This window comes from Sporosarcina aquimarina (genome assembly GCF_033253705.1).
Lineage (GTDB): Bacteria > Bacillota > Bacilli > Bacillales_A > Planococcaceae > Sporosarcina > Sporosarcina aquimarina.
The window spans coordinates 53695-80103 of the sequence record NZ_JAUBDH010000005.1; the positions used below are offsets into that span (position 1 = coordinate 53695).

The window sequence follows — 26409 nt, forward strand, 5'->3', positions numbered from 1 at the left end:
ACCTCTGAACAGTCTTTTGAAATACGATAGGAAACCGTTATCCCATGATGTTATAACCAGCATCCACGTAGACCACTTCGCCAGTTACTCCGCTTGACAAGTCACTCAACATTACCATACTCATCTTCGCGACTTCTTCGAGCGTAATGTTTCTGCGCAGCGGTGCTTTTTCTTCAATTTGATGAAGAATCGTATTGAATGAAGGAACACCTTTCGCAGATAACGTACGGACGGCACCAGCTGATACCGCATTCACACGGATATTCTCTTTACCTAGGTCATATGCCAAATAGCGCATCGATGATTCAAGAGCAGCTTTCGCAACACCCATCACATTGTAGCCATCCAGCACACGTTCAGCTCCAAGATAACTCATCGTAATTATGGATCCGCCTTCAGTCATATAACGGCGTGCTTCACGAGCCGTCGCAACAAGGGAATAGGCACTCGTATCTTGTGCAAATGCATAGCCATCGCGAGATGTTTCAACAAAGTCATTGTGCAGATCTTCTGCATGTGCGAATGCTACAGAGTGAACAACGCCATGAATGACGCCTACTTCTGATCCGATTTTTTCAAATGCAGCACGGATGCTTTCATCTTCATTCACGTCGCATTCTGCAACTAACCGTGCAGCCAATTCGTTTTTCTCAAGTGCTTTTTCAAGTTTTGCCAAAGAACGTTCTTTACGGTAAGTGAAAATGACGTTTGCACCTACATCAAAAAGTGTTTTAGCAATTCCCCAAGCCAAGCTCCGTTCGTTCGCAACGCCCATTACCACAATATTTTTCCCTTTAAGTTTCAGTAGATCTTCCATTAGAAAGCGTCCCCCTTGAAAATAGTTCTAGTCTATTTGTTTAGTTAGCAGTCAGTATCAATACCTGGTCACAAAATGATTATAGCACAAGTTGATTTAACCATTCCAACGTTAGTATGAATCATGATACGAAGGCGATACTAAGAACAATTAGTTCAAGAAGGAGTGGTTCACAATGATCCGATTAAAAACAGGTTTGGAAGGCAGAAAGACACGCTTCGGAAATATGCGAGAACGTCTAGAAGAATCCGGTTATCATCTAGGAGGGAATTGGGATTATCATACAGGCTACTTTGATCGAATCCTAAATCGGGAAGAAGGGGAGACGCTTTACATTCGCGCTCCATTTGATGTGATCGCGGGAAGATTAGACGAAGACAGTGCTTCCATTAAATTTAGAACGCCTTTCCTTATTAAACACGTCGTCAATATAGGATTTGACTCTGAAGATAGTTCTTTGTTGACGTCTACTTTTAATCAATTTCAAGAACCGGTTGACAAAGATGGAAGAATTCCAGATAAGAAAAAATGGCAGGAAATTGGGGTTAGGGAAGTAAATCGATTAATAGCGATATTAGAATAAAAAAGATTTCCTTGTTTTCAGAAAAAAGTCTATACACCGGTCTCCTATTCGTGTACGGTTAACGTATAAAATCGTTCAGGAGGCTTTTGATGATCAAGAGAATATTCTTCCCGTTTCTTGTCGTTGCACTTTTATTTACAATGGCCATTCCCGCTTCTGCAGGAAAAATTTTTAGTGATGTTGGAGAACAATTTACTGCAAAAGCAGAACTTGAATTTCTAGCCGAACAAGGGATTGTCACATCAGGCCCCACTATTGCATTTGGCATTAACCGATCTATTACACGATTGGAAGCATCTGAAATGCTCGTACGCGCGCTTCATTTAGATACAACAAATCGGCCATCACCATCACTTATAGATGTAAAAAAAGACAATCCGGGATACGATGTCATTGCGACGGTTGTAGATGAAGGAATTATTCTCGGGAACTTAAAAAAAGAATTCAATCCAAAAGCACTTTTAACCCGGGCGGAAATGTCAGCAATTTTAGTTCGCGCTTTTGACTTGAAATTGCCTAAGTCAGCTAGTCCTTTTAAATTCGTCGATGTAGACCAAAAAAGTTTTGCGGCATCAACGATTCGTATTCTTTTTGCGAATAACATTACATTTGGATATCCTGATCACACATTCAAACCTACAATGACACTAACACGAGCTCATTTTGGGATCTTCCTAGCTAGAATCATGAATCCTAAATTCCAGGATTCACTCACTTGCTACACTCCGGTTTCCAAAAAGACACATCATGTAAATGTTGCAGTTACGACACTTTGGAAGTCTCCTAATTTAGCTCGAACAGTGGATCGTCCAGCTGTTTCAACGCCTTCGGATATTGGAAAGTGGACGAAAACGATGACCATTCCGCAAAAACAATGGCTCGTTGGAAAAACGGAAACACAAGCGTTGTATGGACAGGAAGTTGAGGTTTTATCGACTTCGGGTGACTGGATGCAGGTAGCTGTGAAAAATCAGTATTCACCTAAAAATAAAGCCGGTTATCCAGGCTGGGTCCCTAAATCACATATTCAAGCTTCTTACTCAGACTACGCACAGTGCAATACAGTGTTAGTAACAAAGCCGACTACTACGCTTTATCAAGATAAGTCGAAGAACCGTCCATTCATGGAAATAAGTTTTAATACAAGTCTTCCAATTCTTGAAGTGCAAACTGGTTGGGTTAAAGTTCAGACACCGCTCGATGGTGTCAAGTATGTTCAAAAACAAGATGTTAAAGTTGTTGAAAAGGGAAAAGGATTGGCTAAACCGACACAACAAGACATTCTCTCATCCGCAAAACAATTCAATGGATTATCCTACTTATGGGCAGGAACTTCTGGCTTTGGTTTGGATTGTTCAGGATTCACCTATTCTGTTTATCGCCAGCACGGTATAGATATTCCAAGAGATGCGAGTGTTCAAGCCACTCATGGTCTCGCTGTATCGAAAAATAACTTACAGCCCGGAGATCTGCTTTTCTTCGCTTACAATAATGGAAAAGGGAACGTCCATCACGTAGGCATGTATATTGGTGATGGAAAAATGATACACTCCCCTAATCCTAAGAAAACAGTTGAAATTCTTTCTATAAATGCCGAGCCGTATCGCTCTGAATTTTCAGGAGCGCGTCGTTATTTAAAATAACGACAGAGAAAGCCCATTCGTTAAACTTACACGAATGGGCTTTTTTCTGCTGTTATTTCAAAATTTCGTTATACAATTGGCCATCATCTTCTAGTGAAATAACTTTAAGACGTTTTTCATTTTTCACGAATACGCTTTTCAACACTTTTTTACCGTTTTCATCCTCAAAAAGAATTACACGTGTTCCTGGATTGTCAGTCTCAACAATACCATTGTAAGATGAAACATCTTGGACTTCGTTAATTGTGCTGTATTCTTCAAACGAACTCAATTCGTTTGACGAATTTCCATCTTCAGAAGAAGCGTCTTCAGAGCCATCATCTTCAGAAGCCTGTTCTTCAGCCTCTGATTCGTCCTCTGGCGGTGTATTTGTTGCATTTTCCTCTAACGAACTTGACTCATCTTCAGTCGGTTCAGGTGCTGGAGCGGCGTCATTGTCCGCACATCCTGCCAACATAATTGACAAAGCACCAAAGACTAAAAACTTTTTCAAAATCATCGACCTCCAATATATTTTTCCCAATAAAGTATGTTAGACATCTGACGGTTTAAAAACAACTAATTGGTTCTAATCAGTGTATACCCACTTCGTTCTCGACAAAATCCTTTCTAATTCGCATGTTTCTTGTTAAGCTTAAAATGAGAAAAGAAAGTTAAATCCATTTATTCAAACGGTTTTTGAGGAGTTGTTACTGAAGTGTCGTTACGGAAGAATTTTATTATTGGACTCATGCTTTTTGCACTTTTTTTAGGAGCTGGAAATATAATATTTCCACCTAAGCTGGGTCAATTAGCAGGAAGCGATCTAGCAATTGCTATGTTTGGTTTCTTAATAACGGGAGTAGGGTTACCGTTACTAGCTATTTTAGCTATTGCACATGCCGGAGGAAATTTGCGCTCTATTGCAGATCGGGTGCATCCGATTTTTGGTGTTGTCTTCACCATGATTGTCTATTTAGCCATTGGACCATTTTTCGGTATTCCCCGAACAGCAACAGTTTCTTATGAAATTGGCGTATCTCCATTTTTATCCAACCAGTTAGCCGATGCTCATTGGCCGCTCTTTGTTTTCAGTATTCTGTTTTTTGCGATTACAATAGGTCTGGCCTTGAATCCCGCAAAATTAGTAGACCGCATCGGTAAGTTTTTAACGCCGATTTTGTTCTTGGTTATAGCGCTTTTGGCTATAAAAAGTTTTACAAATCCCATTGGTACAATTGGCAGCCCGAATGAAGTTTTTGGTGCTCATCCTTTTTTCAAAAGCTTCGTTGAAGGGTACTTGACGATGGATGTTATTGCCGCGCTAATATTCGGCAGTGTTATAACAGCTGCAATCCATGGAGAAGGTGTAACTTCTTCGAAAGGGCTTATGAAATCGATGATTATTGCAGGGATTGTAGCTGCAGTCGGATTAGGTTTTGTCTACATATCTTTAGGCTATATTGGAGCTACAAGTATGGAAACAATCGGCATCCAAGAAAACGGAGGGGTTGTGTTATCGCTCGCTTCTGAGTTGTTATACGGCTCATTTGGCCCTATGATTTTAGCAATTACAATATTGTTTGCGTGCCTGACAACGTCAGTAGGTCTCGTTTCAGCATGTGCTCAATTCTTTTCTAACATTGTACCTTCAATGTCTTATAAAACATTCGTCGTGATTTTTGCAATTTTTAGTGCAATCGTTGCGAACGTAGGTCTGACCCAGTTAATTTCCTTGTCTCTGCCTGTACTGTTAATGATTTATCCTCTTGCTATCGTCTTAATGCTATTATCTTTCATCGATAATGCATTCGGCAGACGACCGATTGTTTACGTGCTTGCATTGACAGGAACAGCACTTGTCAGTATTTTTGATGGACTGGCTGGAGGTGGAATCGTAATTGAACCTGCCATAACGATTCTGAAGCATTTACCGCTGCATGAACAACAAATCGGATGGCTCATGCCCGCAATTGTTGGGGGAATCATTGGCTGGATTATTACACTTGTCACTCCTTCTCGATCTGCAAGATAAGTAACTCATCTTTATCCATGTTTAGCTTTCGTGAATAACAGGAAGACTAATATTAATTGGACAAAAGGAGAGATTATCATGAATGCAAAAGAAACTGCACAAAAGATTTTAGATGAAAGTCATGTTGGTACAATGTCAACAGTTGAAGCAAATAAACCGTTCAGTCGTTATATGACGTTTTTCCACGAGGACTTCACATTGTATACAGCGACTTCTAAGAAAACGGAAAAAGTGGATGAGCTTGAAAAGAACCCAAATACACACATTTTACTTGGTTACGAAGATGAAGGCTATGGAGATGCCTTTTTAGAAATTGCAGGTAAAGTAACTATTTCTGATGATAAGGAAATGAAAGAAAAGGTTTGGAATGATCATATGAAACCTTGGTTTGATGGACCAGAAGATCCAAACCTAGTTATATTAAAAGTGACTCCAGAGTCAATCCGAGTTATGAACAAAAAAGGCGAAGAACCCCAAACAATTACGTTTTAAATGAATACAAAAAAAAGGATGAGCTCATCGCTCATCCTTTTTTACTATCCAAATCTTTTTCATATTCAACGCGAGCATTTTTAGCGATTGCTTTTAGGTCACTCTCGTCTGCACCGCGCAAGAAGTATGCAATCGCAGCCTTTCCGATTGCGTACGTACCGCCGCTCGCAATACTTGCACTTATCGCAGATCCGGCACCAGGAATTACAAGATTTGCAAATTTACTACCCTGTTGAGCAATCATCCGCAATGTAAAACCGGTCGCACCGATGCCACCGAGTGAAACCAATACTTCACGTGCCGTTTTGAAATCGAGCTCACGTCCAGATAGATACGCAATGATCATAAGCAGAATAGATTGCAGTGCGAGTAACACAGCGATGTCCGTTGCGATTAACGGGCTGAGGGCAACAGTTCCAGCTAGTGCTGTAAAAACTTTAATGAAACGCAGGGCAATTCTTTCAGAAATGCTATTGAGACGAACGGATAGACCTAGATGGATGGCTGCCCGGATGTCCAGGCTGTCTTCCAAAAAATCGATTAGATCCTCGATTCCAAAACGCCCGTCAAATTCAATTGATGGGCTGCCTTCTTCGTCTTCTGACCATTCTATATATGAGGACACTGGAAGGAAAGCGGATGCTTTTAAGTCATGCTGATCAAAAATACGTTTGAGCTGCGTTATTTTATCCTCTATTAAGCGAAGTTTTTCTGTAGGATACTTTTCAGGTTCTTTCACGCGTGAAGGGTTTAACTCATCCACTTGAGTGATCACTGCGATTAAGGGAAGACCTTCAGCGGCTTTTTTCATAATCTTTTTTGTGATTTCCACGTCTTTGTCGATATGAGCGCGTTCTGCGGCTTTTTGTAAAAATAGAACAGCATCCGGTTCGAACGATTGAATCACTTCTTTTAATGCCTCTTCGGCTTTTGTATCAAATGATTCCGATTCCCCAATACCACGTGTATCGATTACTTCAAAGTAAACATGTCCATCGGCTTCATAGGCATAACGTTTTGCTTCCGTCGTTCCGATTTCAATCTCACTTACTTCTGCCAGATAATGACCGCTGATAGCGTTTATTAAGCTGCTTTTCCCAACGCCAGTTCGGCCTACTAATACAAATCTGGGCGGCCGTGGATTTTTTAAACCATCTAACAAATTTTGAAGTTCATCATCATCCATCATAATTTGCATCATTTTTTTACGCTGCTTCTCAGATATCAAATTTCCGGGTAGTTTAGTGAACAGCTCTTCAATGTAATTGGACAAATTGCCAATGTGATGAAGTCGCTGGCGCATTTCTTCAAATTGGGTTCCCATCAACAACACCCTCTTTCGTAGTTCTATATATATCTTGTACCCATAACCGCTTGTCTTCAAGCGGAACGTAAGCTGTGTGAAAATATTGTACAAACTTATGATGAATTGCATGGTATACTGAGGAACGAAAATTTGAACGGTATTAAAGCGGTATTAATTGGGGGAATTACATATGAAACAGCTGGCAGGCGGTATTCAATGGGCGGTATTTTTAATGGCATCATCCATTGCAGCTCCTATTGCAATCGCCCACGTATTTGGAATGGATTCTGGAGATACGGCATTGTTTTTACAGCGCACGATTTTTGTATTAGGAATAGCCTGTTTACTGCAGGCATTCATCGGCCATCGACTGCCAATCAATGAAGGGCCCGCAGGTCTTTGGTGGGGAATCTTTGTTGTCTATGCCGGTATGGTAGGTGTTTTTTATAGTACTCCGCATGATGCTTTACAGGCACTTCAAAGCGGTATGTTATACAGTGGCGTGCTGTTCCTTATTCTAGCAGCTGCAGGTGTAATCACAAAAATGAAAAAACTGTTTACGCCTGCAATCACTTTTACGTACTTAATGCTACTAATTTTACAATTGAGCGGTACTTTTTTAAAAGGGATGACAGGTGTAGAAAACGAGGGTGATTTAATTGACCTTAAAATTGTTTTAGGCAGTTTTCTTGTGCTCCTGATCACATTCCTCGCCATGGGGAATAAGAGAGAATGGGTTTCTAAATATGCAGTGCTGTTATCGATTTTAATTGGCTGGGGAATTTTTGTCTTACTTGACCGAGCGCCAGATGTAGATATTGTTTCGAAGCACTTGATTGAGTTACCTAAAGTGTTTGTGTATGGACTGCCGGTTTGGGATGGCGGCGTGTTTGTTACAGCTATTTTCATAACTCTGCTGTTAATAGCCAATATGCTCGCGTCCATCCGAGTTATGGAGAATTTGTTGAAACAAAAGTTTTCTATGGAAGTGGTAGACCGCACACGTCAAGGTTCGTTCATTTCGGGCATTAACCATTTGCTCTCAGGTGTGTTTTCGGCGATTGGTCCGGTGCCGATTTCAGGGGCTGCCGGATTCGTTGGTACAACGGGTATGGCTTCTATTATCCCGTTCATTGTCGGAAGCGGATTGATCGTCGTGATCACATTCTTCCCAGCGATTATGGCGGTATTCGCCGCGTTACCTGCACCTGTTGCTTATGCTGTGACATTTGCAATTTTTACTAAGATGGTATCGATGGCATTCTCTGAACTGGATGAGGATGCTGAAAAAGAACGGGCGAGGAAAGCGGTGGCCATTGGTCTCATGACGGGTGTCGGCAATATGTTCATTCCATCTGAAAGTTTTGCGGAACTGCCGGCAGTTTTAGCTTCAGTCTTATCAAACGGCTTAATTACCGGAACGATCGTTGCGATTATAGTAGAACAATTATCGATCTACCAAACACGTCGACAGTAAAGATTCCTTTTAGGTTTGCCTAACCTCTATTTGCGGGAATGAGTTTAGAAGATGAACGCAACTAGGAAAGGAAGATAGAGATGAAACTTACAACAGGACAGACATATTGGGATAAAACTGCAAAACCGGCAGATCGTTTTACCACATTAGAAAAATCTATAGATACAGAGATTTTGGTTGTCGGCGGGGGAATGTCCGGCACTTTGACTGCTTATAAATTAGCCAGCGCGGGAAAAAAAGTGACAGTTGTAGACCGTGATGAAGTAGGGAAGGGGAGCAGCTCCGCTAATACTGGCCTTCTTCAGTATTGCAGTGATACGATGCTATCTGAATTTGTAGACCGTATAGGCGAAGAAGACGCGGTTCTATTTTACAAGATGTGCTTAGAAGCTATGCGTGAACTAACTGAGATTGCTTCAACATTGCCTGAAACTACGGGTTATCGTCTAAGGGACAGTATTTATTATGCATCGACTGAAAACGATGTAGACAAATTGAAACGGGAATTCAGTTATTTAGAGAAATATGGCTTTCCAGCTGAGTATTTGTCCAATGAAGAACTAATGGAGCGGTATGGCGTGGACAAACCAGCTGCACTAAGAACCTGGAATGATGCGGAAGTAAATCCTTATCAATTCATACAAGCGTTAACTGCAGAAAACTTGAAAATGGGTGTTACATACTTTGAACATACATCTTTGGATATGGATTCTATAACGGATGATACAATCCAAACAGGAGCAGGGGACACCATATCATTTGAATCACTAGTAATCGCTACAGGATATAGTAAATTGTACAGGGAATTAAATGATAAAGCACAAATCAATCAGACATTTGCAATTGCTACAAAACCTATAGAAGGCGAGCTTTGGAAAGACAATGTAATGGTATGGGAAACGAAAAAACCATATTTATACTTCCGTACCGCTCCTGGAGGAAGAATGATCGCAGGAGGATTGGACCAAGAATCGAGTGACTTACACGAGAATGCGGAAGTAATTCTTCAAAAAGGCCAAGAAATACTAGATGAAATTACAGAAATTTTTCCTCATTTGGAAGTGGAGATAGACGATTCGTGGAATTCGTTATTCGGTATTTCAAAAGACGGTTTACCGTTTATGGGTCGATCTGCCGAGACTGCGACCGTGTATTATTTATTAGGTTTTGAAGGGAATGGGACATGTTATTCAATGGCAGGTGCTTCGATTATTTTAGATCTGATTGAAGGGAATCAGAATAAGTATGCTCATATTGTAAAACCGAGCCGTTAACTTAAAAAATATCCGTGCCGTCGATGACTTGACGGCATGGATATTTTTGTTTAAGTTATTAAAAGTTTAAGCCGGAAAATGTGTTGCCGCCTTCAATTGTTCCATTTTTAAACCCTTTATAAAACCAATCTTGTCTTTGTTTTGAAGTTCCATGAGTAAAACTTTCCGGTACAACATATCCTTGTGATCGCTTTTGAATGGTATCGTCACCGACAGCACTAGCTGCAGTAAGTGCTTCTTCTAAATCTCCCTCTTCCAGCAGATTCTGCTGCTTTGCCCGGCCAGCCCAAACGCCAGCATAGTAATCGGCTTGCAGCTCAAGTCGTACAGAGTATTTGTTGTATTCTTCTTTAGATAGACGATTTCGAAGTGCATTCATTTTATCACTTGTTCCGAGTTGCTTTTGAACGTGATGTCCAACTTCGTGAGCAATTACGTACGCCATTGCAAAATCTCCTGGTGCTTGAAACTTACTTTTTAATTCATCATAGAAACTTAAATCGATGTATAATTTTTCATCACCAGGACAATAGAAGGGTCCTACTGCAGAACTTGCGCTGCCGCATGCAGATTGGACGCTGCCCGTATACATAACAAGGGTAGGGTCTTCATAAGTCATTCCTTCTTCAGCAAAAACATCGGACCAAACATCTTCCGTGTCAGCTAGCACTACGGACACAAAGTCAGCTAATTCCCGTTCTTGCTCTGTCTCTTCGTACGGCAGTGATTGACTCGTTTCACCGCCAGTGATTGACCCAAGTAATTCAGAGGGGTCTCCGCCTAGAAAGAGGACAACGAGTGCGATTACAACTGTTCCGATTCCACCTCCGACAACTGCTGTCCCGCTCATTCCGCGTCGATCTTCTACATTTGAACTTTCCCTTCGTCCACGCCATTTCATATGCATTACTCCTTATAATCATTAATGAGTGCTCGCTTGCTTAGTTGTTCTATACCCAAAAGTGACTGCACTTTATCCAAAAATGAGAAAGCTGTTTTATTTTTATGAGATTTTTTCAGTGAAACGTTTAAATAACCCTGATCCAACCTATACAAGAATCTTTTGCAGAAACCAAAGGCAGACTGAAGCATAGAATAAATGGATTGTGGGAAGAAGTAGGTAAACACTATTTGAGGGGGGGAGTAAGTATGAGGGAGCAACTGAATCAAACAATGGTGGTCGGCGGTACAGGAATGGTTTCAGGAAAACCGGATCTTGTCTCAATTCAACTGGGCATTACAACGCATGCAGCGCAATTGTCTGACGCACTAACTGATAACTCTGACCGTTCTCAATCTGTCATTGATCAGCTGACGGCACTTGGGGTATCCCGGGAAGATATCCAGACTTCTCTTTTTAATGTATCGCCGCAATATGACTATATTGATGGTCAGCAGCATTTCAGGGAATATGAAGTTCATCACCAGTTGAAAGTGACAGTGCGAGACATTCAAGATGTTGGCGAGATTATCGATGCTGCGGTTCGAGCAGGTGCCACTGAAGTATCTTCTATTCAATTCAGTATTGATAATTCATCTGAACTCTATGAAGAAGCACTTACAAAAGCTGTACGAAATGCACAATCACATGCTTTAGCATTAGCACAAGCCGCAGAAGTGGTGTTAAACCATGTACCCGTTCATATACAAGAGACAACACAACCTCAGGCAATGCCTTTTACGGTCCAGGCTATGAAAATGAGTAAAGCTCCGCCTATTGAGTCCGGTGTCCTTGAAGTAGTAGCAAATGTGATGATTACGTACAGTTATCGGTGAAGGTACTCCTATGCATGACAGGAAAAGATAGGTAAGTCCTGCATGGTTCATAAAAAATGTCACATATTTATCAATTCAGGTCTTTCTGTTTCTGTCCAAATGATGATATAGTAGGATGAAGGAAATATTGTCTTCGTACTACTTATCATTCTTCAAAGGATGCGAACTTATGCAAAAAACAATGGAGCGAACGATTGAAAAAGAACAGTCAGCCTCTACACTTGCGACTGATTTGAAATATTTATTCAAAGGACCTGTGTTAGTTGCAAACGTACTTCCTGTTTTTGCAGGATTTTGGTTGGCGATTTACTTTTATGGCGGGACATTTGCGGAATACATCTCATTATTTTTCTTAACAATGGTAGGAAGCACTCTTTTGATGGCTGGTGCACTCACGTTAAATAACTGGTACGAAGTAGATCTCGACCGAGTAATGAAACGCACTCAGCAGCGCCCGACAGTAACGGGCAATATTTCGATGGTGAACATTCTCAAAATAGGAATAGGCTTGTCTGTTGTTGGATTTTTAATGCTTTATGCGGCAACACCTAGTGCAGCCATTTATGGGTTTGTCGGGTGGTTTACGTATGTCGTATTGTATACGATGTGGTCAAAACGAAAGTATACACTGAATACGGTTATTGGCAGTGTTTCAGGTGCTGTCACGCCGTTAATTGGCTGGGCAGCTGTTGGGCCATCTTATCACATGGTACCGATTGTACTGGCGATTGTTCTATTCATTTGGCAGATGCCACACACTTTTGCCATTGCCATTAAGAAAGTAGATGAGTATCGAGCAGCTGGGGTCGCGATGCTTCCGGTTGTTAAAGGAATTCCAATGACAAAAAGACAGTCCATCGTCTACACGGCTTGTCTCCTGCCTCTTCCATTTTTCCTTGCGGCGTTTGGGACAGGATTCATCTTCCTGATAACGGTTATGAATATTGGATTTTTCGTACTGGCTGTTGCGGGGTTGTTTATGAAAGATGATTTTAAATGGGCGCATTGGATGTTTTTGTACTCAGTCAACTATATGACCATCTTCTTCATGTCGATGATTCTTATGACAACTTCAATTTTATAAAACAAAAGGCAGAGTGCTTAAGCACTCTGCCTTTTGTTTCAGACTGTAGACAAACTCTTAAGTTTTGGAGTTTGCCTGCAGTCTTTTTTCTTTTACAATGGAAGCAACGTGAAAACTGTTGATTTCCGCTGCGAGCGGACGCTTTCCGGGGGGCACGGCTTCAGCCGCTTCCTCCGCTTCGCTCCGTCCAGGGTCTTCAGCTCGTGCTGATCCCCCAGGAGTCGCCGCTCTCCGCTCCAATCAACTGATGTCTCTTACTACTCAATGAGGTGATGGATATGATGACAAAAAATCAAGTTAATGAACGCGACCAGTTGGAAATCCTGACGATTGAACAATTGGTTCCACAAGATCATCTGGTCCGTAAACTGGATGCCGCCCTTGACTTTTCCTTCGTCTATCCACTGGTTGAGAATTTATATTCGGTTGTAGGACGGCCAAGCATCGATCCGGTTGTCCTGATCAAGATGACATTCATTCAATATACCTTCGGTATCCGCTCAATGAGACAGACCATCAAAGAGATTGAGACCAATGTGGCGTATCGCTGGTTCCTTGGCTTCGGCTTCCATACTGAAGTTCCTCACTTCTCAACGTTCGGGAAGAATTATGTCCGCCGATTCGCAGATACCGATCTCTTTGAACAGATATTCTACCGCGTACTCAAAGAAATTACAGACCACGGCCTGCTGAGCCCTGATCATGTATTCATTGACTCCACACATGTGAAAGCCAGCGCGAACAAACGAAAGTTTGAAAAGAAGACAGTTCGCAAAGAGAGTCGTGCGTATGAACAGAAGCTCCAGGAGGAGCTCAACTTAGACCGTGAGGAACACGGAAAGAAGCCATTTCCTCCAGAGAAGTTCGAGAAAGAGGAACACAAGGAAATCAAGGAGTCCACGACAGATCCAGAAAGCGGCTACTATGTGAAGGACGAGCGGACAAAACAGTTTGCTTATTCCTTTCATGCAGCCACAGATGAAAAGGGATTTGTGTTATCTGCAATTGTGACACCGGGAAACGTACACGACAGTCATATCCTTCAACCGCTTGTTGAGAATGTCATTGAAAAGGTGAAACGGCCGTTGGCCGTTGCGGCAGACGCTGCCTATAAGACCCCTGCGATTGCAAAATTTCTTTTGGAGAATCAGATTTTACCGGTACTTCCTTATAAACGACCGATGACGAAAGAGGGCTTTTTTAAGAAGCATGAGTATGTTTATGACGAGCATTATGATTGTTATCTTTGTCCGGAAGGACAAGTTCTACCTTATCGAACGACCACGAAGGAAGGTTACCGTCAGTATGCCTCATCTCCTTCTATCTGCTCCAGCTGTCCGGTAATTGATCAATGCACAAACAGCAAGAATCAACAAAAGGTCATCCAGCGGCACATCTGGCAAGATTATCTGGACATGGCAGAAGAATTGAGACACCATACCGAAATCAAAGAAATTTATGAGCAGAGGAAAGAGACGGTTGAACGTGTCTTTGCGGATGCGAAAGAGAAGCATGGAATGCGATGGACAGTCCTGAGGGGCCTTAAAAAATTGTCCATGCAGGCGATGCTTTCTTTTGCTGCCCAAAATCTGAAGAAACTTGCCAGCTGGGCATGGAATCCACTTGGTAACAAAGGTGCCCATACATATTCAGTGTCCTAAGGGATACCGAGTTGATCGGAGTGCAGGGCGGCGACTCCTGGGGGATCAGCGCAGCGCGAAGACCCCGCAGGAGCGAAGCGACGAGGAGGCTGAGGGCAAGCCCCCCGGAAAGCGTCCGCCCGGAACGGAGATCAACGTCTTTCGACCACTTGCATTTTTATCACTTCAAAACCAAAAGGGTTGGAAATCGATTTGATTTCCAACCCTTTTGTTTAGTTGTTAAAAATCCATGAAAGTATCTTGTTGGGCTCGCTGGATGTCTTCGGCGATCAGTTGAAGGTCATCTGCGGAAATTGTGAGGATTTCGTAAGGCTGCTTGTCTGCAAACTTTTCTGCCATCCGTTTCATGAATTTGGGGGATCCATCGTTTTCTTCGTCATAGACTACCAGCAAACCATCTGTATTGCGTAACAGAAACTTATCGCGTTCGATGAACTGCCAAGGTGCTTCATATGGACGTTTTGTTAGGCTCACTTGATAATCGGCAATGACCTGCAACTCTTCGTAGTCTTGCTTCTTCAAATCATTCCAATTTTTTTCTTGCTCTAAAAACGGAGTGATAATCGCTAACTTGAGTGAAGGATAGGTATCTTTTAACTCAGCGACGACTTGTCCCGCCCAAGTTTCACAGCCCGGCTGTCCGCTAATAATAACCCATTCAAGTCCGTTGTCCACTAACGCCTGCAACCGATCGAATAATGCCTTTTTAATAATCGCTATTCCTGGATTCTTTGTATCGAATATACCTAACTCATGCGGTTTATAACCCGTAACCAAAACGCGTTTCACTCAATCACCTCGCAATGCATTGCAGCTTTTGCTTCCTGCCACGGGACGGTATACCCTTTACCCTTAGTGCAGAATACAGAGGAAGAGGAGTATTCTGGATCGGCAGATTTGTCGTAACCAATTCTCTCAATCACTTCTTCAGTGTTATGACATGGGCCATATCCGTCGAAAGTCAGAAGTAAAACACCTTTGCCTCCAGTATAGGAAGCAAATTCAGTGTTGTAATTTATAAACGTTGCCACTGGGACACTTCCTGTAACAATTGTATGGGGACCAGATGTCTCGGGTACATTAAACGTTCCATGCGCTTGCTGGATATCCGTTAATACCCGGCCGATGAGTTCGCTATCCACTTTCATCTTAAACGCATAGTAAGGTTCAAGGAGAAGGTTTTCTGCTTGTTCCAGTCCTTGCCGGATTGCACGAAACAGAGATTCTCTAAAATCCCCGCCGGAAGTATGTTCGTTATGCGAACGACCGGTCAATAACGTTACCGATAAATCGGTTAGGGGAGAGCCGGTTAATAATCCATGATGCTCCCGTTCAAACAAGTGTTTTTCAATTACACGCTGATGTCCATAAGAAAGCGCGTCCGTATGACAGACAGAGTGAAATTGAATACCCGTTTCACGCTCAGCCGGTTCTAATTTAACATGGACTTCGGCATAGTGTTTCAAGGGCTCGAAATGGCCATATCCGTAAACAGGGGCTGCGATGGTTTCTTTATAAAGGATTGTCGGCGTCCCGAATGTGACGGACATATTGAATCTCTCGTGTACGATATGTTGAAGCACCTCAAGCTGTATAACACCCATGACCCGGATTTCGATTTCTTGGCTATGTTCGTTCCAAGCTGCATGTAAAGTTGGATCTTCAGCATCGAGCAATCTGAAGATGTTCCATACATCTTTACTGGAGTGTGAGGGATCGAATTGAACGGCAACTTTCAGGGCAGGAACCGAACTGAATTCAGCGCATTCACCTTGTACTCCAATCGAATCCCCCGTTGCCGCATTCGTTAAACCGGTTACAGCTACCAAATCTCCTGCTGCCGCTTCAGAAATCTGTGTAAACCTCGTTCCGCTATAGACCCTGATTTGAGTAATCTTTTCAGACAGGCTGCCAACAACGACTTCGTCCCTCGCGCGAAGTACCCCGCTATGTACTTTTAAAAATGTTAGACGCTGACCGTTTTCATCATGACGGATTTTATAAACAGACCCGCTGAATGGGGCAAGGCTGGAGTCCTGGAAAGGCCGGTTCGTCAGACGAACAAATGTAGAAAAGAAAGATTCGATACCGATATCCTTTAGTGCAGAGCCGTTACCGCAAGGAAACACACGGCCATCCATAATTAGTTTTTTTAACGTATCCAACCACATAGCCGAGTCGAATCCGTCTTCCAAATAGTGTGTTAGCAGCGTTTCATCTCGTTCTGCCAGCCACTCGACGAATTCCTCAGACATAGTCCCGTCGCTATGAATATGGCGTAAGTCAAAGCAATCAGACGAGAGGGATTCTTGCAGTTCAGTGAGAATTGTGTTGGCATTCGCTGTATAGCGGTCCATTTTGTTAATGAATAAAAAAGTAGGAACGTTGGCACCTCGTAATAACTGCCAAACCCGTTCAGTATGACCTTGGACACCGTCTGCAGCGCTAACTAGCAAAATCGCTGCGTCCATGACGTGTACCGCGCGTTCCATTTCAGGAGAGAAGTCTGCGTGACCTGGTGTATCAATCAGTGTAAATGCATGACCATCATATTCAATCTCTGCTTGTTCGGCAAATACGGTAATACCGCGAGCACGTTCAATGGAATGATTGTCTAAAAATGCATCTTGATGATCGACTCTTCCACGTTCCCGGATTTGTTTCGTTAAATAGAGTAGTTGTTCTGAAAATGTCGTTTTCCCTGCATCCACGTGTGCAAGAATTCCGATTGTCTGCTTCATTGTATATACCCGCCATTCCACAAAATCATAGTACTGACAGTATATCATCAACCCGTTTTTAGATGAAACCCAAACTGTCTTGAAAGCTGAAATAAGCAAGTAACCAATAGAGATGCAGTACAGCAATACCGGCATAAAGGATAATGCAGAAAGATAGAAGGCGATGTATCACACGGGAATGAGCAACGAAAGAATGAAACGCGACTAGACTAAAGGGAAGACCAAGTTTGATGAAATAGAAAGCAAAAATGCTATAAGAATATACATAGGACATCAAAGGATTCGCTTCGTCGATTAACCCAAAACGAAGTCCAAAATCAGTAGTACCTGCATCAAAGACGGATAATAAGATTAGTAATACTAGCTTCCATTCAAATCTTATTTGAATTGGCACACGCTGCTCTTTCACCTCATCCACGATCATTCTCCGTTCTGCTATGCAGCTGTTTCTACACAGCATGCATAGCGGAAAGCTCCTCTATACCCAAATGTATAATTCCTTTCGAGGAGATTGGAAATGGTTGATTAAGTAAAACGTTGATTTTCGTTCTGGACGGTCGCTTTCCGGGGGGGCTTGCTCTCAGCGGAAATCAACTTTTCCTAGTTAATACTATTGTAAAAGAAAAAGACTGTAGGTACCCCATGATTTCTGAGGTATGTCTACAGTCTGAACCTTTCTCCAATGAGAAGAAAGGTTAGCCGGTCAATGGATCGCGGACTTAAATCGGGATCCGTGGGTTTCTTGTGTATTCATAATCGTAGTGAAAGCAGAAGGATCGATATCATGCACAATTTGTTTTAACTTTGTCAACTCGAGCCGTGTCACAACAACATAGATTACATCCTTTTCATCATCACTGTAGCCGCCTTTACCATGTAATTTAGTAACAGAACGTCCCAAGCGTTCACCAATGGCAGATGCCAATTCTTCAAATTCATCGGAAACAATAATTGCGGCTTTTGTTTCATCAAAACCTTGAATGACCGCGTCAATCGCTTTTGCTGCTATGTAATACGTTAAGATCGAGTACATCGCTTTTTCAGGTCCCAGAACAAAACCTGCCCATCCAAAGATGAATATGTTAAGAAACATGACAAATTCTCCGACAGAATACGGGACTTTACGAGTTAACAATATACCTAGTATTTCGGTGCCATCCAATGCACCGCCATTTCTAATAACTATACCGACACCCGCACCTAAAAGAATTCCTCCAAATGCTGTCGCTAAAAGGGGGTCCGTCACAAAAGGTCCGACCGCTTTAAGTGGAAATTCGATAACTGCTAAGAATACAATTGCGAAAGTTGAAGAGAGAAAGAAGTTTTTCCCGATATGCTTGTACCCAAAAAATACGAACGGCAAGTTAATGATCAATATTAAAATACCAAAAGGAATATCCGTTAAATAATTGATGATCAGGGAAATCCCGATAATCCCGCCGTCGATAACAGAATTTGGTATAAGGAACAGTTCCAATGCCACTGCGGCTAAACCCGCGCCAATCGCTATAAATAAATATCTGCGGACAAAATGGCCAAAGGACTCCTTTTTATGTTCTTTTCTCATAGAAACTAACCACCTTAATTTTATAAAAATGTTTGCCTGACTTAACTTATCAATTTGGAAATCCCCTGGATTAATGGGCGAAACTATCGATATTAAGTAAGTATACCATTGTAACCGTTTACAGAAAAACTATTGACAATCAAATTAATCGCATATAAAATTTTATTAACGACGATTTAGCGACATTTCTTGCTTATCTGAAAATTCATTAGGGGTGGGGTAAAATGATGGATACAAAAACTCGTGAGAAAAAAGAGATAAATTTTTGGATGGCGATATTACCTCTTATAGTGATGATCGGAGTTATGCTCGTCACTGTGGTCTGGCTTAAACAAGGTCCTCATATGCCATTAATAGTTGGGACATCAGTCGCTGCTCTAGTTGCATGGAAATACGGTTTTAACTGGAAAGAAATTGAGGAAATGATGTATAAGGGGATTCGTTTAGCTCTTCCAGCTGTTATCATTATTATGTTGGTCGGATTAACGATCGGCTCTTGGATGGGCGGCGGAATTGTCGCAACCATGATTTTTTATGGCTTGAAGTTGATTACACCCGCTTGGTTTTTAGTAGCGATTATGATTATTTGTTCCATCGTCTCTCTAGCGATCGGCAGCTCTTGGTCGACAATGGCGACGATCGGTGTCGCAGGAATGGGTATTGGTCTTAGTATGGGTATTCCAGCAGGAATGGTTGCAGGTGCTGTCATTTCAGGTGCTTATTTTGGAGATAAAATGTCACCGCTTTCAGACACCACCAACTTAGCTTCGGGGCTTACAGGAACAGACTTGTTTGACCATATCAAGCACATGCTCTATACAACGATTCCGGCACTTATTATTGCATTTGGGGTATTTACAGTGCTTGGACGGCGTTTTGCTTCGAGCAATATAGATTTAGATAAAATTGCCCAAACTTCAAAAGTGATGAGTGAAAGCTTTTTGATTTCTCCGTGGCTATTACTTGTGCCGCTTGCAGTTATTGTAATGGTTGCAATGAAAATACCTGCAGTTCCAGCATTAATTGTCGGAATTGTCATGGGATTCTTAAGCCAGATCTTCATTCAAGGCGGTACCGTAACAGGTGCTTTATCAGCTCTTCAAGAAGGATTCTCGATCCAAACTGGAAACACGCTTGTCGATAACTTGTTTGATGGCGGCGGTTTGGACTCGATGATGTACACAGTGTCCATGACAATTGTCGCGATGACATTTGGAGGAATATTAGAATACTCCGGTATGCTGAAAGCAATTATGGATCAGCTGATGAAAGTTGTTAAGTCAACGTCGTCTCTTATCATTTCTACAATCGGTGCATGTATTATGACAAACGCTACGTGCGCAGAACAATACATCTCTATCGTTGTACCTTCACGTATGTTCAGTAAGGCTTATAAGGACAAGGGGTTAAGTTCAAAGAACTTGTCACGTGCCCTAGAGGATGGGGGAACGCTGACTTCTGTATTCATTCCTTGGAATACATGCGGCGTGTTCATCCTTGGAACTCTGGGAGTAGGTGTAACCGAATACGGACCGTATGCGATTATTAACTTAGTCGTTCCGATTCTATCGATCATCTATGCACTCACAGGATTCTCAATCGTGAAAATGACCGAAGAAGAAAAGGTACGGATGCAGGAAAAAGAAGCGCTGCTCGATCATTCTTCTGAAGAAAACGAGCAACTACCGGTACACTCATAATTTGAAAAAGCTGTTCAGGACGTCAAATTACAGACGGCCTGAACAGCTTTTTGTTAATACACAGGGAAACTTAATTCGTAAACAGCTCGCGGCCGCCCTTGCCGATATGTCATTTCTTCACCAACGGCGTGTGCATAATTATTGTTCAATAGCTTTTTGATGGTTCGCTCAGCAGTTCTGCGGGAAACGTCTAAATGATTTGCAAGGTCATTTGCAGTAAATTGTGTAGATTGGTGACTCTGACCAAATGATGATAATTTTGATAAAACTGCCGGACTAAGCGCAGTCTTTTCTGCTATTTCCGTCAAAAAAGGTTCAATTACCCGCAACTCCACCGGATCAGCCGCAGACTCCAATAGATTGTGAAGTTCCTTCTTTTCATCCAGCAAATAGACTCCGACTTGTTTTTCGAATTGCATATAACGGAGCGCACTGACTGCATTTTCTTTTGCTGCTGTCAGCGTGTGTCCGCTTCCAAATGCTAGGTTGCCACTGAACTGCGTAGTTATTTCAACAAATTCAGGAATGTACCGGGCTGACTGAATTGCGCCTTGAGTGGTATAAAACAAAATACCTTCATCCGCTTCAATGAAATGCGCGTGCAGCAATTTTGCTAGTAATTCGTAAGTCCCCTCAGACACTGAAGGGGAACTAGGCAGTTCCAATATTCCTGCAGCGATTTTGGAAGTTTCACTCTTATGCAGCAGGGCTTCCTGACAAACCTGATCCAACGTAGCGAGAAACGAACTTTTTACATTAATCATTTTAACTACTGGAATATTGAGCTCCACCAAACGATCATAGGCAGCATGTACACTCGTGATTGCAAGAATCGTTTCTTTCCTCTGATAGGATGCAACGTGAAACTGGATAATATCCTCTAACAAATAATCTTCTTTCAGCTCATAGACTAGGGGCCGTTGATCCATTTTGTCGATATCTGATAATACATTGTCTAAAACATCCGCGTTCCGGACATCAATGGACGTCTCGTGCAGTTTCAAGCCTTCCTGAAGAGATATCGCGAGTAATGTAGTCGCAATTTCAGTTTCGTTTTGCTTTAAATAGAATGCGGGTATAGGAATCGTTTCCAGCACGTTTATCGAAGCAACATAGGGAAGGGATCCTGAGAATAGAATCGCATCACAGGGTAGTAGGCTTTTCAACAATTCAGGTGCTTCGCTTGGTATGGCATATGGATAACAATCCAAAATCACCTCACTGCGCTGATCTGTATATTGAACAGCGCGTTTACAAAATTCTTCGGAGCCGAATATGGCTACTTTCATTCTCATCGAAATCCACCTTTATAATTAGCGACTATTTACCGACAATGATACAATAAAAGAGTACATAAACCAAGCAGGGAGGAACTATATCATGAAAATTCAAGAAATTGAGATTTTCGCTATTAGACTACCACTCCACGAGCCATTCGTCATTAGTTATGCAACTTATGATAATATGCCTTCAATTATTGTGAAACTGACGACGGATACTGGAGTTGTCGGATATGGTGAAGCCGTAGCAGACGATCACGTAACAGGCGAGAGCTGGGAAGGAACGTTTGCGGTTCTTCGTCACACGCTTGCGCCGGCAGTAATTAGACTCGATCCCAGCGAATTTGAACGACTGCATGAGTGTATGGATAAAGAAATTTATGGAGTGCCTACAGCGAAAGCTGCAATTGACATCGCTTGTTTTGATGCAGTTGGTAAACATCTTGGCGTCCCGGCGTATCAATTGCTTGGCGGCCGTTATCATAAGGAATTCCCTATAACTCATGTGCTAAGCATTGGCGAACCTGAAGCAATGGCAAATGAAGCGGCACAGAGAATGGAAGCTGGCTATACATCGTTTAAAATGAAAGTCGGTACCAACGCTGATGAAGACGTTAAACGAATTCAAGCAGTACGTGCGCGAGTTGGAGAGGACATAGCGATACGTGTCGATGTCAACCAAGGGTGGGTAAACAGTTCGACAACACTGCAAGCGATGAAAAAACTGGAATCGTGTCATTTGGATTGGTTAGAACAACCTGTAAAAGCGGATGATATTGATGGGCTAGTTGAAGTGAAATCGAAGAGCGCAACACCGTTAATGGCAGATGAAGGGGTTCGGGGCGTTCGCGAAATGCGTGAAATTATCGCTAAGAGAGCAGCAGATAAAGTCAATATTAAACTGATGAAATGCGGCGGGATGTATCCAGCTATGAAGCTGGCCCATATGGCTGAAATGGCAGGGATTGATTGTCAAGTCGGTTCTATGGTTGAGTCATCTGTAGGTTCAGCTGCAGGGTTCCATGTTGCGTTTTCGCAGAAAGCGATGACTAGTGTGGAATTGACAGGACCATTGAAATTCAGCAAAGATGTCGGCAATTTAACGTACGACGTTCCTTTCATTCGTTTAAACGAAAAGCCAGGTTTGGGTATCGATGTGGATGAAAAAGCTTTAGCAGAACTTACTGTTTTCAGTGAAAAGGTTGTGTCTGCATGAACCAAGTGAAATTAAAAGACGGGACAAACTTGCCTGTAGAGGTTTTAACGATAGAGGACTTACCTGAAGTGAAACAACTGCAAGCTAAAGTATTTGAAAGTTTGGCTAATCGTGCTTTCTTGCAGCCATTAGAAGAAGAAGATTTTCTCAATATTCTAGGAGGAAATGGGGTTGTAATAGGAGTGCGTTCAGGAGGCCGTCTTATTGCATTCAGGGCGATGCTGGATCCAGGAGAAGATCCTGAACACTTAGCTAAAGACGCACGTATTCCTAAGGAGGAATGGAGTACTGTACTTTACTCTGAAATTACGAATGTTGACCCCGAATTTCAAGGGAATGGCTTGCAAAGGCAATTAGGCACTATTGTCTTCAACGAGGTGGACACGAATAAGTACCACTATATTTGTGCAACTGTTGCTCCGTATAATATCGCGAGCATAAAAGATAAATTAGCACTGGGCATGCATATTGCTGCACTTAGTATTAAATATGAAACGTTAACGAGATATATCATGTTGAAGAACCTGAAGAAGGATGTAGAAAAGGCAGCTAATGATACAAGGAAAGTTTCTATGGGAGCAATAGACGAACAGCAGCAACTTTTAAAAGAAGGTTGGATTGGAACAAGTATTCATGAGGATCAGGAAGGCTGGACAGTCGTCTATCAAAAGTAGCAATAAGAAATCGGAAAACTATAAGTCTAAATGAAAAACGGGCATCCAATTAGTAACTGGATGCCCGTTTTTCATTTGTCTTTTCGCTTAGATTGCCGTTGTTTTACAGCGGTATCAATTGCATCCAGTTCGCGAGAAATTTCTTCTCTCATTTCTGATGCAGAAAGCTTTTGTTTTTTAGGCGTTTGTGGAAGTGAAGCCGCATTCTTACCGCCTTTTGAGTGTTCATCGCGTCCCATACATATGCTCCCTTCGATGTATCTTCCAATTCAGTATGTGCAGGACTTTGTAAACCATACGGAGAGATATTAATCAAAGGAAAATGTCTCAGCAGGCCGATATTTAGGTGAGGAGGCAGGGTCAATCGAAAACAAAGTAATTCCTTTAACGGAGTGAAGAAGTGGCGGAAAATGTTCTGTTTCAATTGGATGTGGATTATTATCTTTCTTCTTTTTAGCAATCGTAATATGGGGGGTATACTCTAACGATGCTGGCTTTTGTAAAACAAACTCCAGGCGTTTCCCAAGTGCATGATAAAGTTCAGCCAATTGTAATTCAGGTTGAACGGACAAATAGACAACTCTCGGACCTGTTGGATTGCCGAAAAAGGATATACCGTCGATTGTAACTGTGAAGGATTCCGTATTCTTCGCAATAACCTCTAGCTCTTGCTTAACAAAATCGAGCTGTAATGGGGTTAACGCACCGAAAAAGAGGAGCGTAATATGCAAGTCATCAGGATGGGGGATAACCTTGTAGTGAGATGATAATTCGTAATATGCAGACGCTTTCTTCAGTGGCTCAGCAACGATGCCAAATGGGATGGGAATTGCGACGAAGTAATGTGTCATCAAAAAGATCTCCTTTATCTTTAATTTCAGAAAAACTTCGTAACGAATCATTAGGTAACCCGCCCTAGCTTTCAAGCATACATTAGCACAGAAGACGACATGAATGGATGAAAGGGGATTGCGTGAACAATTTAAATGGAGAACATCCTAACAGAAAGAACCAAAATGCTAAAGAACGGCAATTAGATGAATACCGTGTAAATAACTTCGGTACACAGATGACAACCAACCAAAGTACTAAAGTATCGGGGGATGAGAATTCACTAAAAGCAGATGTGCGGGGACCTTCTTTGCTGGAAGATTTTCATCTGAGGGAGAAAATTACGCATTTTGACCATGAACGGATTCCAGAACGGGTAGTCCATGCGCGCGGTTATGCAGCACATGGTGAATTTGTTTTGCACAAATGCATGAAAAAATATACATCTGCTAAGTTCTTACAGGACGTTGGTAAAAAGACTCCTCTTTTCACGCGGTTCTCGAATGTGGCAGGCAGCAAAGGATCTTTTGACACCGCTCGTGATGTGAGAGGTTTTGCAGTGAAGTTTTATACAGAAGAAGGTAATTATGATTTAGTTGGGAATAATATTCCGATTTTCTTTATACAAGATGCCATCAAGTTTCCTGATTTGATACATGCAACTAAACCCGAGCCTCATAACGAAATTCCTCAAGCAGCTACAGCTCATGATACTTTTTGGGACTTTGTTGCGAACAACCAGGAATCTGCTCACATGATTATGTGGCTCATGTCAGACAGGTCAATTCCAACGAACTTTAGAAAGATGGAAGGTTTTGGTGTGCACACATTCAGGTTAGTGAATGATGACGGTGTTGCCCATTTTGTGAAATTTCATTGGAAACCAAAATTGGGGATGCACTCACTCGTATGGGATGAGGCCCAAAAAATTAGTGGAGCAGATCCGGATTTTCAACGACGGGACTTATGGGAGTCCATTAAAGCAGGTAATTTCGCAGAATACGATTTAGGTGTACAGCTCATCCGTGAAGAAGACGAATTTATGTTTGACTTTGATATATTAGACGCAACAAAATTATGGCCAGAAGAAATTGTACCTGTTGAATTGATTGGGACAATGACGTTGAATCGTAATATCGATAACGTATTCGCAGAGACGGAGCAGGTTGCTTTTCATCCAGGTAATGTCGTTCCGGGAATCGATTTTACAAATGATCCATTACTGCAAGGCAGATTATTTTCCTATTTGGATACACAATTGCTGCGGTTAGGCGGACCGAACTTTGCGGAAATCCCCATTAATCGTCCCGTCTGTCCATTTCATAACAACCAAAGAGACGGATTCAGCAGACAGCGAATTGACGTCGGGCAAGTTAGCTATCATAAAAACTCCCTGGCGGATAATACACCATCACCGACACCAGTTGAAAAAGGCGGATATGGACATTATCAAGAAAAAGTGGAAGGCCATGTAATCCGTGCGAACAGTCCTTCGTTTGAAGATCATTTCTCTCAAGCACGGCTATTTTGGAACAGTATGGCACCTTATGAGAAACAACATATCATCGATGCGTTCAGTTTTGAGGTCGGTAAAGTACAAAGTCAATCGGTTCGTCAGCAAGTTGTGGATATGTTTTGTCACGTCGATAGCGGACTCTCCGAAGCAATCGCAACCGCGGTAGGAGTAAAACGAGCCCAATGCACACCGTCAGATGTGACGGCTTCTTCCCCTGCACTTAGTATGAAAAATATAATTTTCGTACCAGAAACTTTGAAAGTAGCCATTTTGCTCGGAAAAGGATTTGACAGTGCGGTCATCGGGAATACCGTTAGGTCACTCCGTAATGCTGGAGTGACGGTAGATATTGTCAGTACAACATTAGGCCCAGTTCAAAGTGCGTCAGGCAGGACTGCAACTGCAAATCAGACGTTCATAACAGTTTCACCTGTATTGTATGACAGCATTTTAGCAGGCGGAGGGACATCTGAAAATCAAGCGGAATTTGACAGTCATTTGCAAAATTACATTGAGGAAGCCTGGAAACATTATAAACCAATCGCATTCACATTGAATGGTTCACGCTATATATCCAAGACGTCTGTCCAAGAAGGGCCAGGAATCATCGTTGAAAAAAATGAGCGTGATTTTAATAATGCTTATATAAATGCGTTGGCTAAACAAAGGTTTTGGGATCGGAATATCTTTGAATAACGTGACAGCTTTTTGAATGAAGAAGTGATGTGTATAACTTTTTAAATTCTCCTCATGCTAA

At 42.1% G+C, this 26409-nt stretch carries 25 protein-coding genes; 13 read left to right on the plus strand and 12 right to left on the minus strand.

Features of this window, described 5'->3' with window-relative positions:
* Positions 1 to 37: 37 nt before the first annotated feature.
* The gene (locus QT716_RS09380; protein ID WP_317935781.1) at positions 38 to 817 is read right to left on the minus strand and encodes an enoyl-ACP reductase FabI; all 780 of its coding nucleotides are present in this window, start codon (positions 815 to 817) and stop codon (positions 38 to 40) included.
* Between the two features lie 175 nt (positions 818 to 992).
* Here QT716_RS09380 and QT716_RS09385 point away from each other — a divergent pair, with 175 nt between their 5' ends.
* Positions 993 to 1400, plus strand: coding sequence for a YugN family protein (locus QT716_RS09385; RefSeq protein ID WP_317935782.1), 408 nt, complete (start codon positions 993 to 995; stop codon positions 1398 to 1400).
* Between the two features lie 89 nt (positions 1401 to 1489).
* Positions 1490 to 3043, plus strand: coding sequence for an NlpC/P60 family protein (locus tag QT716_RS09390; RefSeq protein WP_317935783.1), 1554 nt, complete (start codon positions 1490 to 1492; stop codon positions 3041 to 3043).
* Positions 3044 to 3095: 52 nt separating this feature from the next.
* Here QT716_RS09390 and QT716_RS09395 read toward each other — a convergent pair whose 3' ends face one another.
* Positions 3096 to 3536 carry a hypothetical protein gene (locus QT716_RS09395; protein WP_317935785.1) on the minus strand — a complete coding sequence of 147 codons (441 nt, stop codon included), beginning with the start codon at positions 3534 to 3536 and terminating at the stop codon, positions 3096 to 3098.
* A 204-nt stretch (positions 3537 to 3740) separates the two neighbouring features.
* Here QT716_RS09395 and brnQ point away from each other — a divergent pair, with 204 nt between their 5' ends.
* On the plus strand, positions 3741 to 5057 hold the full coding sequence (gene brnQ / locus QT716_RS09400) for a branched-chain amino acid transport system II carrier protein (protein WP_317935786.1): 1317 nt from the start codon (positions 3741 to 3743) through the stop codon (positions 5055 to 5057).
* Between the two features lie 78 nt (positions 5058 to 5135).
* Positions 5136 to 5549 carry a pyridoxamine 5'-phosphate oxidase family protein gene (locus tag QT716_RS09405; RefSeq protein ID WP_317935787.1) on the plus strand — a complete coding sequence of 138 codons (414 nt, stop codon included), beginning with the start codon at positions 5136 to 5138 and terminating at the stop codon, positions 5547 to 5549.
* Positions 5550 to 5580: 31 nt separating this feature from the next.
* Here QT716_RS09405 and QT716_RS09410 read toward each other — a convergent pair whose 3' ends face one another.
* Entirely contained in the window at positions 5581 to 6873 is a 1293-nt protein-coding gene (locus tag QT716_RS09410) for a GTPase (protein WP_317935788.1), read from the minus strand.
* 172 nt (positions 6874 to 7045) lie between these two features.
* On the opposite strand from QT716_RS09410, the gene QT716_RS09415 reads away from it, so the two are divergent.
* Positions 7046 to 8332, plus strand: coding sequence for a purine/pyrimidine permease (locus QT716_RS09415; RefSeq protein ID WP_317935789.1), 1287 nt, complete (start codon positions 7046 to 7048; stop codon positions 8330 to 8332).
* Positions 8333 to 8412: 80 nt separating this feature from the next.
* Positions 8413 to 9606: an NAD(P)/FAD-dependent oxidoreductase gene (locus tag QT716_RS09420; protein ID WP_317935790.1), complete on the plus strand. Its 1194-nt coding sequence runs from the start codon at positions 8413 to 8415 to the stop codon at positions 9604 to 9606.
* A gap of 58 nt (positions 9607 to 9664) precedes the next feature.
* Here the strand turns inward: QT716_RS09420 and ypfJ are convergent, their stop codons facing one another.
* Entirely contained in the window at positions 9665 to 10507 is an 843-nt protein-coding gene (ypfJ, locus tag QT716_RS09425; RefSeq protein WP_317935791.1) for a KPN_02809 family neutral zinc metallopeptidase, read from the minus strand.
* A gap of 248 nt (positions 10508 to 10755) precedes the next feature.
* Between ypfJ and QT716_RS09430 the strand changes: the two genes are divergently transcribed.
* Positions 10756 to 11382, plus strand: coding sequence for an SIMPL domain-containing protein (locus tag QT716_RS09430; RefSeq protein ID WP_317935792.1), 627 nt, complete (start codon positions 10756 to 10758; stop codon positions 11380 to 11382).
* Between the two features lie 169 nt (positions 11383 to 11551).
* Positions 11552 to 12466, plus strand: coding sequence for a heme o synthase (cyoE, locus tag QT716_RS09435; protein ID WP_317935793.1), 915 nt, complete (start codon positions 11552 to 11554; stop codon positions 12464 to 12466).
* A 57-nt stretch (positions 12467 to 12523) separates the two neighbouring features.
* On the opposite strand, the gene QT716_RS09440 is transcribed toward cyoE, so the two are convergent.
* A complete protein-coding gene (locus QT716_RS09440; protein ID WP_317935794.1) occupies positions 12524 to 12706 on the minus strand; it encodes a hypothetical protein in 183 nt (60 codons plus the stop codon).
* 38 nt (positions 12707 to 12744) lie between these two features.
* Between QT716_RS09440 and QT716_RS09445 the strand changes: the two genes are divergently transcribed.
* The gene (locus QT716_RS09445) at positions 12745 to 14127 is read left to right on the plus strand and encodes an IS1182 family transposase (protein ID WP_317935795.1); all 1383 of its coding nucleotides are present in this window, start codon (positions 12745 to 12747) and stop codon (positions 14125 to 14127) included.
* Positions 14128 to 14346: 219 nt separating this feature from the next.
* On the opposite strand, the gene QT716_RS09450 is transcribed toward QT716_RS09445, so the two are convergent.
* From QT716_RS09450 to QT716_RS09465, 4 genes are all read right to left on the minus strand, one after another.
* Positions 14347 to 14916, minus strand: coding sequence for a DUF1273 domain-containing protein (locus QT716_RS09450; protein ID WP_317935796.1), 570 nt, complete (start codon positions 14914 to 14916; stop codon positions 14347 to 14349).
* On the minus strand, positions 14913 to 16868 hold the full coding sequence (locus tag QT716_RS09455; RefSeq protein WP_317935797.1) for a translation factor GTPase family protein: 1956 nt from the start codon (positions 16866 to 16868) through the stop codon (positions 14913 to 14915). The genes QT716_RS09450 and QT716_RS09455 overlap by 4 nt, the downstream gene beginning before the upstream one ends.
* Positions 16869 to 16926: 58 nt before the next feature.
* Positions 16927 to 17292: a DUF5658 family protein gene (locus tag QT716_RS09460; RefSeq protein ID WP_317935798.1), complete on the minus strand. Its 366-nt coding sequence runs from the start codon at positions 17290 to 17292 to the stop codon at positions 16927 to 16929.
* Between the two features lie 279 nt (positions 17293 to 17571).
* Positions 17572 to 18435: a YitT family protein gene (locus QT716_RS09465; protein WP_317935799.1), complete on the minus strand. Its 864-nt coding sequence runs from the start codon at positions 18433 to 18435 to the stop codon at positions 17572 to 17574.
* Between the two features lie 227 nt (positions 18436 to 18662).
* Between QT716_RS09465 and nhaC the strand changes: the two genes are divergently transcribed.
* A complete protein-coding gene (gene nhaC / locus QT716_RS09470; protein ID WP_317936017.1) occupies positions 18663 to 20135 on the plus strand; it encodes a Na+/H+ antiporter NhaC in 1473 nt (490 codons plus the stop codon).
* A 53-nt stretch (positions 20136 to 20188) separates the two neighbouring features.
* Here the strand turns inward: nhaC and QT716_RS09475 are convergent, their stop codons facing one another.
* Complete coding sequence (locus QT716_RS09475; protein WP_317935800.1) at positions 20189 to 21430, minus strand: HTH domain-containing protein; 1242 nt, start codon at positions 21428 to 21430, stop codon at positions 20189 to 20191.
* Between the two features lie 85 nt (positions 21431 to 21515).
* On the opposite strand from QT716_RS09475, the gene QT716_RS09480 reads away from it, so the two are divergent.
* Positions 21516 to 22631: a mandelate racemase/muconate lactonizing enzyme family protein gene (locus QT716_RS09480; protein WP_317935801.1), complete on the plus strand. Its 1116-nt coding sequence runs from the start codon at positions 21516 to 21518 to the stop codon at positions 22629 to 22631.
* Positions 22628 to 23305: a GNAT family N-acetyltransferase gene (locus tag QT716_RS09485; protein ID WP_317935802.1), complete on the plus strand. Its 678-nt coding sequence runs from the start codon at positions 22628 to 22630 to the stop codon at positions 23303 to 23305. Before QT716_RS09480 ends, QT716_RS09485 begins: the two co-directional genes overlap by 4 nt.
* A 71-nt stretch (positions 23306 to 23376) precedes the next feature.
* Here QT716_RS09485 and QT716_RS09490 read toward each other — a convergent pair whose 3' ends face one another.
* Positions 23377 to 23544: a YfhD family protein gene (locus QT716_RS09490; protein ID WP_317935803.1), complete on the minus strand. Its 168-nt coding sequence runs from the start codon at positions 23542 to 23544 to the stop codon at positions 23377 to 23379.
* 69 nt (positions 23545 to 23613) lie between these two features.
* Positions 23614 to 24156 (minus strand): RNA 2',3'-cyclic phosphodiesterase, encoded by a 543-nt coding sequence (thpR, locus tag QT716_RS09495; RefSeq protein WP_317935804.1) that lies wholly within the window; start codon positions 24154 to 24156, stop codon positions 23614 to 23616.
* 107 nt (positions 24157 to 24263) lie between these two features.
* On the opposite strand from thpR, the gene QT716_RS09500 reads away from it, so the two are divergent.
* Complete coding sequence (locus QT716_RS09500; protein WP_317935805.1) at positions 24264 to 26348, plus strand: catalase; 2085 nt, start codon at positions 24264 to 24266, stop codon at positions 26346 to 26348.
* The last annotated feature ends 61 nt before the right edge of the window (positions 26349 to 26409 follow it).